The following is a 15,901-nucleotide window of genomic DNA, read 5'->3' as shown; positions in this document are numbered from 1 at the left end:
ATCTTTAACCATAAATAGTATTTATGGATATTCTTAATCCCTTTCATTTAGCAATTCCCGTTCATAATTTAGATATCTGTAGAATTTTTTACAGAGATACCTTGGGTTTTACAGAAGGTAGAAGTAGTGAGCACTGGGTAGATTTTAATTTTTTTGGGCACCAACTGGTTATCCACTACAAACCAAAATCTGAAGAAGTTTTACACACCAATGCCGTGGATGGCAAAAACGTACCTGTACCTCATTTTGGGGTGGTATTAGAATGGGAGGCATTCCATACCTTTTCTAGTCATCTACAAAACAAAAACATAAATTTTGTAATTGAACCTTACATACGCTTTCAGGGCGAAATAGGCGAGCAAGCAACTATGTTTTTTTTAGACCCTGCTGGCAATGCTCTAGAATTCAAAGCTTTTAAAGATAGGAGTCAGCTATTTGCCAAATAGCTACTCTAGCTCAACCATTTCAAACGCAGCTAACAATTTACTAATGTAAGCATGTAACTTTTCTCCAGTTTCTAACGCAGCGTCTAATTGTCCATCATACACCGCATTTTCTGTTTGCTTACATAAGTCGTACCCTTCTTCTACTCCTAAAGAGCCAAACGTACCAGTAAAGTAATGCGCTTTCTTTTTAATATTTTCATAATCTTTCTCATCCAGTGCTAAACGAAATTCCTCTAAGGGTTTTGGTATAGTACGCAAAAACACCTCCACCACTTCATTCGCAAAACCATCCATAAAATTTTCATTGAACGATTGTAGCATTGCTGTCATCTCATCTGTGGCTATCGTTTTTTCTGTTTCCTCCACATTTTCAGGAGTCATTAAAACTTGTTGTTTTTCCTGGTCTGTAAAAAATTGCAATAAAGAATTTAAAAGTTCTTGTTCCGTATAAGGCTTGCTTACGTAATCATTCATCCCGATAGCTAAGCATTTTTCTTTTTCATTTACCATAGAATGTGCGCTACAACCAATAATAGGAGTTGTTACATTAAGCTCAGTACGAATTACTTCAGTAGCCTGGAACCCATCCATCACAGGCATTTGCAAGTCCATAAAAATAGCATCAAAAGCTTGTTCTTTAACCAAATCAATACCATCCTGACCGTTATCTGCCATTACAGGATTAATACCCCATAATTTTAAGTAATTTTTAATTAGCAATTGGTTGTGCGGATTATCTTCTAAAACCAATACATTCTTCCCCTGTAAAATGGGAGATAGCTGACTGGTATTTAGATTTTCTACAACTCTAACATCCTCTTCCGCAGCATGCTCAAAAGATAAATCTACCGTAAAGCATGTCCCCTTACCCAAGGTGCTTTCTACTTTTATCTCTCCCTGCATAAGACCTGTTAGCCCCTTAACGATACTAAGTCCCAACCCAGTACCACCATATAAGCGAGTTGTACTAGATTCTGATTGGGTAAAGCGTTCAAATATTTTATCTAAATTTTCTTGAGCTACACCTATACCGGTATCCGTTACCTGAAACCGAATTTTACTGCGCTCCTCCCCTACTTCTAAAACAAAAGCTTTTAACTCTACTTGACCTTCATGGGTAAATTTAATTGCATTACTAATCAGGTTATTAAAAATTTGTGCTAATCTGGTCTGGTCCCCTTTAATATATTCTGGCAAATCCGCATCAAAACTTTTTAATAATCGAATACCTTTCTCATTTGCTAACGGCAACTGCAGCTTCATGATATGGTCCAATAAAGCATTTAAAGAAATAGGCCTTGTTTCTAAATCTATTTTTTCACTCTCTAGTTTAGAGTAGTCTAAAATGTCATCTATAATAACTTTTAGGTTTAAAGAAGATGTTCTTATAGTATCTAGATATTCTTTTTGCGTATTATTTAATTCCGTTTTTCTCAATAAGTCATTAAACCCAATAATGGCATTTAAAGGTGTTCTAATTTCGTGGCTCATATTAGACATAAACTCTTCCTTAGCCTTAGCCAACTTCATGGAGTCTAACCTGCTTTTACGCAAAGTAATTAAACTCATAGCTGTTTTTGCTAAGGTTTGCATAAGTTTAGTTTCTTTCTCTGATAATTCTTTTGGTTTTTGGTCAATAGCACAAAAGGTACCTATAGTATGGTTATCACCGTCCGTAATAGGAACACCAGCGTAAAAACGAACCTTGTAGTCACCTGTTACAAATATGTTATTCCTAAACTGTTCACTTTCTAATGTATTGTTAATGACCAGAGGCTTATCGTCTAAAATGGTGTACTTACAAAAAGAAATATCGACAGGAGTCTCGTTAATATCTAAACCCACCTTAGATTTAAACCACTGGCGCTCACCATCTATTAAGCTAATGTATGCTATGGGTACATCTAATATTTGGGCTGCTAATAAGGTCAACTCATCAAACATGGCTTCTTCTTGGGAATCCATTATCTCATAATGGTCCAATTTTTTTAACCTGGCCTCATCTTGTAATATTTCCTCAGCTTCTGCCATTTCTATTAATTGTAGGTTTTTTCTTATAACTTAAAATAACACATAAAATTGCGTTTACCTTAAAAAATGATGTTAAACTTTTTGGGTTAAAACACACCTTAAATTACTGTATTTAAGCTAAAAACCGGATAAAATATAAGATTAAGCAGGAAAAAACGTTGTCGTTAGTACCCAAATGCAAACGTATGAGTACCATCCTACTTATTTTAACCATAGGTTTTACTATCATGGCCGTGCGCAGCTGCCTTACCGAACAACAAGAAAATGTTCCGCCAGAAAGAAAATTAGAGAGTAAAGAAAACAGCCTTAAGAGCGACGTTTTCTAGCCAAAAGTGTATTTTGCAATAGCATTGCAATGGTCATTGGACCAACGCCTCCAGGAACAGGAGTAATATAAGATGCTTTAGGGGCTACCTCATCAAAATCTACATCTCCAGTGATGTAATATCCTTTTTCTGAGCTGTCTGGTACACGTGTAATCCCAACGTCTATAATCACAACACCCTCTTTAACCATATCTGCTTTTAAGAAATCTGGTACGCCAAGGGCAGAAACAATGATATCTGCATTTTGTGTAAACTCTTTTAAGTTTTTGGTTCTACTGTGAGTTAAAGTAACAGTGGCATCTGCTGCTTTCCCTTTTTGACTCATTAAAATACTGATAGGCCTACCTACAATATGGCTTCTACCAATAACTACCGTATGCTTACCAGAGGTATCCACGTTGTACCTGCGCAATAATTCCATAATACCAAAAGGTGTTGCAGGAATAAAAGAAACCATATCTAATGCCATGCGCCCGAAGTTTTCTGGATGAAAACCATCTACATCTTTACTAGGATCTACCGCCAATAATACCTTTTGCTCGTTAATGTGTTTTGGAAGTGGCAACTGAACAATATAACCATCTATCTCTGGATTATTATTAAGTTCAGCTACTTGCGCTAACAATTTTTCTTCAGAAGTATCTTCTGGAAGTTGTATTAGGGTTGACTCAAATCCAATTTTTTTACAAGAACGCACCTTACTACCCACATAAGTTAAACTAGCCCCATCATTGCCAACTAAAACAGCTGCTAAATGAGGTACCTTCTCCCCACGGTCTTTCATTTTAGCTACTTCTACTGCAATTTCTTGTTTAATATCGTTAGATATTTTTTTTCCGTCTAGGATTTCCATAGGTGTATGTTGTGGGTAGATACTTAGTTTTATTATTTTTATTAACGCATATTTTGCATCATCTGCATCATACGCTTTCCGCCGCCGCCTTGCATCATTTTCATCATTTTGCTCATTTGGTCAAATTGTTTCAGTAACTGATTTACATCTTGTACTGAACGACCACTACCTGCAGCAATACGCTTTTTACGACTTGAGTTTAATTTATTTGGATTAGCACGCTCATCTGGCGTCATAGAATGGATAATGGCTTCTATATGCTTAAACGCATCATCATCAATATCTATTCCCTTCAAGGCTTTACCCATCCCCGGTATCATGCCCATCAGGTCTTTCATGCTACCCATTTTCTTAATCTGCTGAATCTGGGATAGAAAGTCATCAAAACCAAATTTGTTTTTGGCAATCTTCTTTTGGATTTTACGTGCCTGTTCTTCATCAAACTGTTCTTGTGCACGTTCTACAAGAGACACTACGTCTCCCATACCTAAAATCCTGTCTGCCATTCTAGAGGGATGGAAAACATCTATGGCATCCATTTTTTCCCCTGTACCAATAAACTTTATTGGCTTATCTACAACGGACTTGATAGATATCGCAGCACCACCACGCGTATCACCATCTAACTTGGTTAATATAACCCCATCAAAATTTAAAACATCATTAAAGGCTTTGGCAGTATTTACTGCATCTTGCCCCGTCATGGAGTCTACTACAAATAAAGTTTCTTGCGGTTGTATAGCTTTATGGATGTTAGAGATTTCATCCATCATTTCTTGATCCACAGCTAAACGTCCAGCGGTATCCACTATAACTACGTTACAACCTGTTGTTTTTGCATGGGCTATACCTGCCTGTGCAATTGCAACTGGATTAGTATTACCCCTGTCTGAATATACTTCTACCCCTATTTGCTCCCCAACCACATGCAATTGGTCTATTGCCGCAGGACGATATACATCACAAGCAACTAATAAAGGCTTTTTAGTTTTTTTGCTTTTTAAAAAGTTGGCTAGTTTACCAGAAAAAGTGGTTTTACCAGAACCTTGTAGACCAGACATTAAAATTACGGATGGTGCACCAGACAAATTAATATCTTCTGCCTCACCCCCCATTAGTTGGGTTAGTTCATCCTTTACAATCTTAACCATTAACTGGCCAGGTTGCAAAGTAGTAAGTACGTTTTGCCCTAGCGCCTTATCCTTTACCTTATTAGTAAACTCTTTGGCTATCTTAAAGTTAACATCTGCATCTAATAGTGCCCTTCTTACCTCTTTTAAGGTTTCTGCAACATTAATTTCCGTTATCTTTCCATGACCTTTAAGGTTATGGAGGGCTTTGTCTAGCTTATCACTTAAATTATCGAACATCTGCTTACAACAATTTATTTTTGAAGAGCGACAAATTTAAGCAATACCAATGGATTGCACAGAAAGTAAGCGTGCTTATTTTCTAGAAGTTAAACCAAAAAAGAAAAGGACAGCTTTGAGGCAAACTGTCCTTTTCGGGTTAATGAGTTCTGTAAATTAATGTGATATTAGGGTTTCTTTTCAAAAACTACCACTTTTACGGTTTCCTCATTTTCATATACCATTTTAATTCTATTCTCTGACACTTCCGTTATGTACCAAGCTTCTGACAATACTCCTAAATCATAAACATCTGCTTCAAAATTCAATGCCATTCTTAAATCTCCTGGATAATCTCTGTAATTTCTCCAAAGCCCTGCAGTAATTGGGTCTTGGTTGATACTCAATTCTACTTGATGCATCGTTTTAAAATCAAAATCGAAGTCAGAATGATTGGCTGTTAAAACCATGTCTCCTTCTGTCAGCTCAGTAATATTCCATAAGCCACTCATTAAAATGGTTCTTATGGATTGTACATCTTCATCATTTTCTTGCTCGCACACACGTTGTATGGTCAATTCTTTTCCTGTTTCTTCAATTTTAAAAGTTAGTTTTTGCTCCAGCATTTCTACAAGTGGCCACTCAAAATTTAATTCTTGTTCTGCCATCATAGAAATTACTATTGCTAATTGACCGCTGGCATTAAACCCTAATTCCCAATTGCCTTCTGACACCACTTCTGCCTCAGCTTCTAAAGTCACCGTCCCATTAGCATTAAAAAGAAACTCATAACCTAAATAACGATTGTATCTAGCTCCTTCTTGTTTCATTCTTTGAATAACCCAAGAACACTCTTGCAAGATAGTTGCTAATCTGTCTGCAGAAGGCAACTCAAACTCACAATCTTTCTCTAAAACTACGTAAGCGTTATCCGCGTTACCTAATTTAATGCTACCAGGTTCGCATTCTAAAACAGACCACTCTCCTAATAAGCCCTCTAAATTGGCAGAGAATAAGGCATTAAATTTAAATTTACCTTCTTGGGTTAACTCCCAATTCCCTTCGTCTACAAAAGCACCGCTATTCTGGTATGCATGTATATTGAAGTTAGAAAAGTCTATAAGACCATCAAAATCTATGTCCCAACTAGCGTCTGCAATTCTCCATTTACAACCAGAAAGATTAGCTGCCACATTGGTTATATCACAAATAGTGTTATCTGTGCATGCTCTTCTTAACACCATCTTATTGTCATTGTCCGAGTAGAATTTAATAATTCCTTCTTCTAACTCATACACCCGCCATTCTAAAGAAAAATCGGTATTCGTATCAAAAGCCATAAGAATTTTTGGCCCATCTTCTGTAAACGCTAAGGACCATTCCCCAGCAAAACTGTTACCTAACATTCCTTCTACCTCAACAACACCCTCGTCATCAAATTCAAATATAAACTCAAGATATTGCCCTGTTTGGTCACCACCATTTCTAACAATTTCTTTTAACACCCATTCACAAGACGTTAAATATTCCACAAAGCTATTATCTTCAAAATCATCATCATTATAGTCATTATCATCATCCTCGTCACATTCATCTTTTGCATTAGATAAAGCCGCTGCTAAACCGGCATTATTCACTACTTCTAATGTAGTACCATCCGCTTTTTTAAGGGTGATAGGAAAATCTATACTCACCAATTCCCCTAGCGTTTTATCCTTAAAGAATAAACGCATTTCCCTGTCACTGTTTACCGTAACCGAACCGGATTGTTGGTTTTGCACATCAAAAGTGAAAAGCGTAATAGGGTATACAAAATCTATACACTCAATATCATCATCGTCCCCACCCTCTAGGCAGTCTGCTGCTAATTCTCTTAGTGCTTCTTTATTTTCTATTACTACTTCTGTAAAATCGGAAAGAGTTACCGTAACCGGGAAAAATATTTCCAATAAATCATCATCAGTATCTACCTCATCAAATAACTCTTCTATCACCTTTAGATCCGCAATAGAATCAATAGTAATCTCTACCCCTGCAACTGCTACGGTGTAAGGAAACTGTACAGCAATACAACTACTACCGTCCACAATGTTATCAAAAGAGCCATCATTAGCACTTGTATTTTCTATTAAAAGGGCTGTATTGCTACCCACTTCTATAGCTTGTTGTTCTTCCTGATTCCCAATCTCTTCAAATTCTTCTTGGCAAGATGTAAACGCAAGCGCCATAAAAAACAGGCTAGCGTAGGTTAGTTTTTTTAATATTTTTTTCATAATCCGATTTGGTTTTTACGTTTATTCATCTTCTAAACAATCCCAATTAAAATTACCCTACCAAAAAAATTATTTTTTTTAAAATATCTTTGATTGCAACTAAATATGCCGGTATGGATAATGTGTGCGAGGAGCAACAATACAATACTATTTTTAAGACCACTAGTAAAACGGTCTTTAACTATATCTATTATAAGTTTGGGAACGAAGAAAAGGCGAATGACGCTGTACAAGAAGCCTTTGTTAAACTGTGGGAAAATTGCAGCAAGGTTGCCCCAGACAAGGCAAAATCTTATTTGTTTACCGTGGCCAACAATTTATATTTAAATGTAATCAAGGCAGAAAAAGTGCGTTTGAAACATGCCGACAAACACCGAAATGAAAGCACTAACGAGTCGCCCGAATTTCTATTAGAAGAACAACAGTTTAAAGAAAAGTTGGAGAACGCTTTGGATGCGCTACCCGAAAACCAACGAACCACCTTTTTGTTAAATAGAATTGATGGTAAAAAATATGCAGAGATAGCAGAACTAGAAGGTGTTAGCGTAAAAGCAATTGAAAAACGTATGCACCTGGCTCTAAAAAGCTTAAGAGATAAAATTGATGGTATTTAGGAAAAGGTTATAGAATTAATACTGAGTTCCATAAATAAGTTTATTATAGAATATTATCTAAAATAAGTAGGGTTTTTGCAAACCCGATTGTTATATCAATATAAAGTGAAGAAAATGCAAGAAAATTACTTAGCAAAATGGCTCAACAATGAGTTGACGGATGAGGAGTTAGAGGCGTTTAAGGCCACGGCTGAGTATGCACAATACCAAAAAATAAAAGAGACCACGGATAAACTTTCCCCACCAGAATTTGATATAGACCAAGCATGGATGCAACTAAATAGTCAACGAACGGAGAAGGCACCTAAGGTGATTACGTTGAGCCCATTTAAAAAGTTTCTACGCGTTGCTGCGGTTGCTGCCGTACTTATTGTAGGTTCTTATTTTTATTTAGGTACGCTAAACACACAAGTTACCACACAAATGGCAGAACGTACGGAGCTTACTTTACCAGATAACTCTGAAATTATTTTGAATGCGGACTCCAAGGTAACCTACAACAAAAAGAATTGGGACAACGAGCGTAATGTTGAATTAGAAGGAGAAGCCTTTTTTAAAGTAGCTAAGGGCAAAAAATTCACCGTAGCTACAGATTTAGGTGACGTTGCCGTATTAGGCACACAATTTAATGTACAACAGCGAGATGATTATTTTAAGGTAACCTGTTTTGAGGGCTTGGTACAGGTGAGTTATAAAGACCAAATACTTAAATTACCTGCGGGCCATTCTTTTGCTGTAGTTAATGGTAGTATCACAAAACAAAGCACTACCGCTACCCAACCCTCATGGATGCAAAACGAAAGCACCTTTAATAGCGTACCCTTAAAGTATGTTTTGGCAGAGTTTGAGCGCCAATATGATTTTAAGGTTGAAACTAAAAACGTAGATACCGAACAACTTTTTACGGGAACATTTAGCAATTCTGATTTTAATGTAGCTTTGGAAAGTATAAGCACCCCATTGCAATTAAAATACACTGTTGGCACTCTAAATGTTGTTTTCTATGCGGAGGATACTCCATAGGCGTTTACCCTTTCTTTTAGGGGTTCTAGTTTTCTTTTTACCTATATACCTATCTGCCCAAGATAGTACCACCATAGGTCTTAAAGAATACATTGCTAAAATAGAGCAAGCTTTTGAAATAAAAATTTCCTATGCCGATGAAGACGCAGCTGGTAAAACCATTTCTTTTTCTTCTTTAGAAGACCTAAAGACAGCCCTATCTAGCATTGAACTACAAACCGGTTTAACCATAAAAAGTATAAGCGAACGCTATTACAGCTTGTACTATCCCAACACCATTGCTATTTGCGGAAAAGTGTTGGATAATTTTGCCGCCAATACCATTCCCGGGGCTACCGTAGCTGTGCTGGGAACGGACATAGCACTGGTCACAGATACCAATGGTGTTTTCAATATTTCTAACGCACCTAGAGATGCATCTTTACAAATACGCTATTTAGGTTTCCAAACCAAAGTGGTACCCGTCAGCAATTTTATAGGCAAGGAATGCCCAAAGGTGTTATTGTCAGAACAACGAGAGCAATTAGAAGAAGTTATTGTATACCAATTTTTAACACCGGGATTGGTTAAGGAAACAGATGGGAGTTTTAGCCTAAACACAGGAGAATTGGGTATTTTACCTGGTTTAATAGAACCAGACGTATTGCAGTCTATACAGGCCTTACCAGGAATAGAAAGTGTGGATGAGACCGTATCTGACATTAATGTGCGGGGCGGCACCAACGACCAAAACCTTATCTTGTGGAACGGAATTAAAATGTACCAATCTGGGCATTTTTTTGGGTTGATATCTGCCTTTAACCCCTACCTAACAGATAAAGTAACGATTTATAAAAACGGAACGCCCGCCCAATACGGTGATGGGGTTAGTAGCGTAATTAGCATGCAGACCCAAGACGAAATAGGGTATACGGCTACAGGCGGGGCCGGCTTTAATCTAATTAGTGGAGATGTGTATGCCCATCTTCCACTAAGCGATAATTTTGCCCTTCAATTTTCCGCAAGAAGGTCTACCACCGACTTTTTGAACACCCCCATCTATGGTAGTTTTACCGATAGGGTTTTCCAGGATACCGAAATTAAAAATGAAGACAACGAATCCGTAGACAACTTTATAGAAACAGCCGAAAACTTTGCTTTTTTTGATGTTTCTGCCAAGTTATTGTACAACATTAACCCAGACCATAAATTAAGATTAAGCCTAATAGGTATTGACAACGATTTAGACTTTATAGAAACCAATACCGATAACAATACCAGCTCCCAAAGCTTTCTAGACCAAACCAATGTAAGCGCGGGCCTGCAATACCAAGGACAATGGAACAATAAACTTACCACAACGGCTAATGCCTATTTTTCTCAATATACCTTAGATGCGCAAAACATACTAAATAACAACCAACAGCTATTTCAAAAAAACCGGGTAGAGGAACGCGCCGCAAAATTTAATATTAATTATGCGTTGAGCGATGCATGGCAATGGCAAAATGGCTTTCAGTACATAGAGACGGGAATCACCAATTTAAGTGATGTTACCCAGCCACCGTTTCAAAGTAACATAATTGAAGTAATACGCACATTTGCACCCTATTCTAGCTTTACCTACACCGCTTTTGAAAACAAATTGATTGCCACGGGCGGCTTACGTGCCAATTACATTATAAACCTAGATACTTTTGGGGCCGATTTTAAGACATGGCTTTTAGAACCACGCCTAAATCTTAACTTTAAATTGGCCAATTTCTTGCGGGCACAGGTAATGGGCGAATTTAAAAGCCAAACCACCAATCAGGTTATCGACTTGGAACAAAATTTCTTGGGTATCGAAAAACGCAGGTGGACATTGTCTAATCAAGAAAACTTACCACTTACCCAGAGTAAACAAGCATCGGCTGGTATAGTTTATGAAAAAAATGGGTTTCACGCTGGGGTAGAAGCTTTTTATAAAGAAGTAGATGGCGTAAGTACACGAACCCAAGGCTTTCAAAATCAAGACCAGTTTAATGGAGAAATTGGTCTGTATAAGATTAAAGGCATAGAACTCTTGTTGAATAAAAAAGGAGAAAATTACAGTAGCTGGTTAAGTTATACCTATAATAAGAATGATTATACTTTTGACAGTATTGTGCCGGCCCGCTTCCCTAATAATTTAGATGTGCGCCATAACATTACATTGGCCAGTACCTATACGCTGGGCAATCTAAAACTAGGGCTTGGCTTAAACTATAGAACGGGTAAACCTTATACGGAACCAGATGCTGAAAACTCAATAGACAACACCGTTTTTCCCAGTAAAATAAACTATGCCGCACCTAATAGCAGTAGATTACCAGAGTATTTACGTTTAGATGGCTCTGCTACCTACAGTTTTAAAATTTCTAATAGCATTAAGGCAGATACCGGTATTTCTTTGCTGAATATGACCAATAGAAAAAACCTCTTGAACAAATACTATCGTATCAATGAAGATGAGGAAATTCAAAGTATAGAACGTATTTCTTTGGGCATTACCCCTAATGCCAGTTTTAGGATTCGGTTTTAATACTATTAAAAAGCCGATGCATTACAATTACGTGAGGAAAAGTAATTAGTAAAAGCATGTAAAAAATTACGTTCAAAAAATCATAATGATCAAAGCTAAAGAACCAGTACAATACAATTATTCCTAGGAGCGAAATCAGCCAATACGGCCAAGAAGATTTAATATATCCAAAATAGGCCTGTTTATCCGTTTTTCCATACAAATGCTTTATCTGGTCTCGTAAAGAAGGTAAGCTATGCCAAAACACAAAATATATGGCAAAACCAAGAGGAAGAGACACCAAGTATAGTATACCTGTTATGATAACAAAATAAGCCAATTCTATTGCTACTTCCTTTTTAAGCAAGTTTCTATTATAACCTAATATAAAAAACGACAGTACCAAAATCCCCAATACTATAGTAGGCACATAAACCAATAGCACCGGTAAACTATAACCACTAAAATCAAAAACAATTTGTTGAACCTTGTTTAGGTTTATAGAAAATATAATAAACAATATTAAATTACCGTAAAAAAGGTAAAGCACACTCAATAGCCTTGAGGGTTTAAGCACATATTTAACCAAATGTTGCTCCCCAAAATGAAAGCCACTCACAAGAATAAATAAAAATAAGGTAAGTGGTTGAAAAAGAATAAAAAGAAGAGAAACTCCAATTATCACAAACACATACCACAGTAAATAGCCTACAATACCAGATGAATTAGAAACTTTTCTAATGATACTTAAATCATTAGCCCCATGCAGCAAGCCTATTGTTAGAATTAGTGAAAAAGCAAATAATTGCACCTGACTCCCGTCCATTTTTGTAGAAATCCAAAGACTTAAAAAAGATAATATCAGAGCGGTTTCCTTCACCTATATTCTAGTTTTGTTTAAATATATTGATTTTTTATTAAACATTTATGATTGTGTTTTGTTTATTGTTTTGTAATTTTAGTTCAACAATAAATTGCTAAAAAAGATGTTATGAAAACTTTATTACTAAACTTACCTCTGTTTGCGGAGGTTACAAAAATTGCCAATGACGACTACGTAGGCTTTACATTCTTTGTTGGATGTATGGCTATGATGGCCGCGTCTGCATTTTTCTTTTTATCAATGAACAATTTTGATAGAAAATGGAAAACTTCAATTTTGGTTTCTGGACTTATTACTTTCATTGCTGCGGTTCACTATTGGTACATGAGAGATTATTGGGGTGCAATTGGGGAGTCACCAACCTTCTTTAGATATGTAGATTGGGTTCTTACGGTTCCCTTAATGTGTGTAGAATTTTACTTAATTCTAAGAGTAGCCGGAGCAAAAAAATCTTTAATGTGGCGATTAATCTTCCTTTCCGTAATTATGTTGGTTACTGGCTATCTAGGAGAAGCCGTTTACATAGACCAAGCATGGTTTTGGGGGCTAATTTCAGGTATTGCCTACTTCATAATAGTTTATGATATTTGGCTAGGTAGTGCTAAAAAGCTTGCGGTACAAGCAGGCGGCTCTGTACTTAACGCTCATAAAATGCTATGTTGGTTTGTATTAGTGGGTTGGGCTATATACCCTATCGGTTATATGGCGGGCACACCCGGCTGGTACGAAGGAATCTTTGGTGGACTTGCCATGGACGTAATTTATAATATTGGAGATGCCATCAATAAAATAGGATTTGGCTTGGTTGTATACGGTGCTGCAGTGGCCAGCCAAGAAAAATCTGCTTAATAGTATTTAGTTGGTTGATGTAGAGGGGTAAATCTTGTCCAGCGCTTTGCCCCTTTACTTTAGCTATTTAGTAGAAGTACCCAAGTTAAATATCCTGGTCATCAAATAAAATAACCCAGGATAATGGGTTTTAAATTCTGACGGGCTCTCCACAAAATTTTCTACTGCTACCGCAAAAAACTCTATAAAACTTGTTTTACCATAGGGTCTAAAATAAGTAGAACCTTCCAGTACTTTTTTAAAGTTTGGATTCTCAAATAATTCTTTAAATTTCCGAATACCCAATCTAAACTTACGCGCTTCCCAACTGCGCATCCTATCAAATTCAAACATTAATGCATGGGCGGCCTCATGCAACCCTAGGTTCTTGTTATCGTTAGGAATTCTAAAACCATGTGCTAATTCATCCGCGGCAAACACAAGTGTTTTAAACCGTGGATTGTATTCCCCTAGATGATACCGCTTCGCTATCTTGGAATAATAGGCAGATGGATAAATTATAATTCTTCGTATAGAATTTTCATACTTATAATTTCTCAAACCCATAGTCAATAAAATTGCAGATGCCGTTACGTAGGCTTTTATCTGTTCTGGCTCCTCAATAGCACCGTAAAAAACAAAAGATTTTCTAGATCTAAACCAAGCGAATCGTTTTAAAAATTGTTTTCGTTCCACATGGGTAAATTGTTGATAGGGCAATAAAAACGCAGCAATAAAATGACGTTCCTTTTCGGTAATGGGTTGCACCTTATTAAAAAGCTTTCGCCAAGCAAAACGCTCTTTTGCCAGTATTTGATTCACGCCTTTTAGCACCACTACTAGAATAGAGAACGTTAAAAAAATTAGCGCAATGTACTTTTCTGTTGGATTAAGGACCATCCAGATTACATTCTCACAGGCACATGAATCCCTAGCAATAAAAATGCATCTTTAATAACATCTGCTACCTTTTTACTAAGGTTTACACGGAAAGCCTTTATTTGAGCATCCTCTTCACCTAAAATAGATACCTGTTGATAAAAAGAATTGAACTCCTTGACCAAATCATACACATAATTTGCCACCAATGCAGGACTATGGTTTTCTGCGGCTTCTTGTACTTTATCCGGGAATAACTCTAATTGCTTCAACAATTCTTTTTCCTTTGGATGCACAGAAGTTACAGCCACTGTTAAGTCTAAATTCAACTCATTCGCTTTTCTAAGAATACTTTGTATTCTAGCGTAGGTGTACTGTATAAATGGCCCCGTATTACCTTGAAAATCTACAGACTCCTCTGGGTTAAATAGAATTCGCTTTTTAGGGTCTACCTTTAAGATGTAATATTTTAGAGCTCCTAAACCAATGGTGCGGTAAAGTGCTTGTTTTTCGGTATCTGAATAACCATCTAGCTTACCTAGTTCTTGAGAAATTTCTGCGGCTGTATCTTCCATATTCTGGATAAGGTCGTCCGCATCTACTACGGTTCCTTCCCTACTCTTCATTTTACCGGATGGTAAATCTACCATTCCGTAGCTCAGATGATACAACTTATCTGCCCAGCTATAGCCTAGTTTTTTTAGTATTAGGAAAAGTACTTTAAAGTGATAGTCTTGCTCATTACCTACGGTATAAACCATGCCATTAATATCTGGAAAATCGGTAACACGCTGTATGGCCGTACCTATATCCTGTGTCATATACACCGCGGTGCCATCAGAACGAAGTACAATTTTCTCGTCTAAGCCATCTTCGGTTAGGTCTATCCAAACGCTACCGTCTTCTTTTTTAAAGAAAACACCTTTTTCCAGTCCGTCTTGTACCACATCTCTACCTAGCAAATAAGTATCACTCTCATAATACAGCTGGTTAAAATCCACACCAAGATTCTCATACGTAGTATCAAAACCTTTGTATACCCAACCATTCATCATTTTCCAAAGCTCCACCACTTGTGCATCTCCGGCCTCCCATTTACGAAGCATTTCTTGGGCTTCTAATAAAATAGGCGCTTCCTTCTCCGCTTCGTCTTTACTTTTACCGGCACTTATCAATTCCGCAATTTCTGCTTTATAGACCTTATCAAAAGCCACATAATACTTACCAACCAAATGGTCTCCTTTTAAACCTGAAGAATCTGGTGTTTCTCCCTCGCCAAACTTTTGCCAAGCCAACATACTTTTGCAAATATGTATACCCCGATCATTAATAATTTGGGTTTTATATACCTTATGACCGGCAGCTTTTAAAATTTCCGCAACGGAATATCCCAATAAATTATTTCTAATATGCCCTAGGTGTAGTGGCTTATTGGTATTAGGACTAGAATATTCCACCATAACAGCGTCCTTAGAGTTGGCCGGCGCATAGCCAAACTGCTCTACCGCCAATATAGATTTGAAAAAGTTAATGTAATAGGCATCACTCACCACCAAGTTCAAAAAACCTTTTACCACGTTAAACTTGGCAACTTCTTCTACATTTTCTACCAAGTATTCCCCAATTTGCGTACCAATAGCTACTGGATTACCTTTAACCACACGTAACATAGGAAAAACCACTACGGTGATGTCTCCCTCAAAATCTTTACGAGTTGGTTGAAATTCTACAGCAGGCAAGTCCTGACCAAAAATAGATTGTACCGCTTCTTTTACTTTTTCTTCTAATACCGTGGTAAGCTTCATAAACATGCCTTTTTGTGGCCTGCAAAACTACATTATTTTACCGTTTTTTCCCTGTTTTATATGCAATAGT

At 37.0% G+C, this 15,901-nt stretch carries 13 protein-coding genes; 6 read left to right on the top strand and 7 right to left on the bottom strand.

Annotated features, from left to right (window positions below; translation table 11 throughout):
* Window positions 1-23 precede the first annotated feature (23 nt).
* Window positions 24-446, top strand: coding sequence for a VOC family protein (locus HCO57_RS11925; protein ID WP_167989201.1), 423 nt, complete (start codon window positions 24-26; stop codon window positions 444-446).
* On the opposite strand, the gene HCO57_RS11920 is transcribed toward HCO57_RS11925, so the two are convergent.
* Entirely contained in the window at window positions 447-2,477 is a 2,031-nt protein-coding gene (locus HCO57_RS11920; protein WP_167989200.1) for an ATP-binding protein, read from the bottom strand.
* Between the two features lie 185 nt (window positions 2,478-2,662).
* Here HCO57_RS11920 and HCO57_RS11915 point away from each other — a divergent pair, with 185 nt between their 5' ends.
* A complete protein-coding gene (locus HCO57_RS11915) occupies window positions 2,663-2,803 on the top strand; it encodes a hypothetical protein (RefSeq protein ID WP_167989199.1) in 141 nt (46 codons plus the stop codon).
* Here HCO57_RS11915 and HCO57_RS11910 read toward each other — a convergent pair.
* The 3 genes from HCO57_RS11910 to HCO57_RS11900 all read right to left on the bottom strand — a co-directional run bounded on the left by HCO57_RS11910 (window position 2,784) and on the right by HCO57_RS11900 (window position 7,278).
* A complete protein-coding gene (locus HCO57_RS11910) occupies window positions 2,784-3,656 on the bottom strand; it encodes a bifunctional 5,10-methylenetetrahydrofolate dehydrogenase/5,10-methenyltetrahydrofolate cyclohydrolase (protein WP_136951188.1) in 873 nt (290 codons plus the stop codon). The genes HCO57_RS11915 and HCO57_RS11910 overlap by 20 nt on opposite strands.
* 41 nt (window positions 3,657-3,697) lie before the next feature.
* Complete coding sequence (gene ffh / locus HCO57_RS11905) at window positions 3,698-5,026, bottom strand: signal recognition particle protein (protein WP_167989198.1); 1,329 nt, start codon at window positions 5,024-5,026, stop codon at window positions 3,698-3,700.
* 167 nt (window positions 5,027-5,193) lie between these two features.
* Window positions 5,194-7,278, bottom strand: a complete 2,085-nt coding sequence (locus HCO57_RS11900) for a hypothetical protein (protein ID WP_167989197.1) — start codon at window positions 7,276-7,278, stop codon at window positions 5,194-5,196.
* 113 nt (window positions 7,279-7,391) lie between these two features.
* On the opposite strand from HCO57_RS11900, the gene HCO57_RS11895 reads away from it, so the two are divergent.
* The 3 genes from HCO57_RS11895 (at window position 7,392) to HCO57_RS11885 (ending at window position 11,457) form a co-directional block, all read left to right on the top strand.
* A complete protein-coding gene (locus HCO57_RS11895) occupies window positions 7,392-7,892 on the top strand; it encodes an RNA polymerase sigma factor (protein WP_167989380.1) in 501 nt (166 codons plus the stop codon).
* A gap of 114 nt (window positions 7,893-8,006) precedes the next feature.
* Window positions 8,007-8,915, top strand: coding sequence for a FecR family protein (locus tag HCO57_RS11890; protein ID WP_167989196.1), 909 nt, complete (start codon window positions 8,007-8,009; stop codon window positions 8,913-8,915).
* Window positions 8,896-11,457 (top strand): TonB-dependent receptor, encoded by a 2,562-nt coding sequence (locus tag HCO57_RS11885; RefSeq protein WP_245167586.1) that lies wholly within the window; start codon window positions 8,896-8,898, stop codon window positions 11,455-11,457. Before HCO57_RS11890 ends, HCO57_RS11885 begins: the two co-directional genes overlap by 20 nt.
* Here HCO57_RS11885 and HCO57_RS11880 read toward each other — a convergent pair.
* Window positions 11,441-12,316: a Brp/Blh family beta-carotene 15,15'-dioxygenase gene (locus HCO57_RS11880; RefSeq protein WP_167989194.1), complete on the bottom strand. Its 876-nt coding sequence runs from the start codon at window positions 12,314-12,316 to the stop codon at window positions 11,441-11,443. The genes HCO57_RS11885 and HCO57_RS11880 overlap by 17 nt on opposite strands.
* A 111-nt stretch (window positions 12,317-12,427) precedes the next feature.
* Between HCO57_RS11880 and HCO57_RS11875 the strand changes: the two genes are divergently transcribed.
* Window positions 12,428-13,168, top strand: coding sequence for a bacteriorhodopsin-like (locus HCO57_RS11875; RefSeq protein ID WP_167989193.1), 741 nt, complete (start codon window positions 12,428-12,430; stop codon window positions 13,166-13,168).
* A 63-nt stretch (window positions 13,169-13,231) separates the two neighbouring features.
* Here the strand turns inward: HCO57_RS11875 and HCO57_RS11870 are convergent, their stop codons facing one another.
* Together HCO57_RS11870 and argS are read right to left on the bottom strand one after the other, a co-directional pair.
* On the bottom strand, window positions 13,232-14,047 hold the full coding sequence (locus HCO57_RS11870; protein ID WP_167989192.1) for a zinc-dependent peptidase: 816 nt from the start codon (window positions 14,045-14,047) through the stop codon (window positions 13,232-13,234).
* A gap of 5 nt (window positions 14,048-14,052) precedes the next feature.
* The gene (gene argS / locus HCO57_RS11865; RefSeq protein ID WP_167989191.1) at window positions 14,053-15,831 is read right to left on the bottom strand and encodes an arginine--tRNA ligase; all 1,779 of its coding nucleotides are present in this window, start codon (window positions 15,829-15,831) and stop codon (window positions 14,053-14,055) included.
* Between the last annotated feature and the right edge of the window lie 70 nt (window positions 15,832-15,901).

Origin of the sequence: Croceivirga sp. JEA036 (genome assembly GCF_011882165.1) — a bacterium.
Taxonomy (GTDB): domain Bacteria; phylum Bacteroidota; class Bacteroidia; order Flavobacteriales; family Flavobacteriaceae; genus Croceivirga.
The sequence above is the reverse complement of the archived record's forward strand: the minus strand, read 5'-3'. Positions and strand labels throughout refer to the sequence as shown.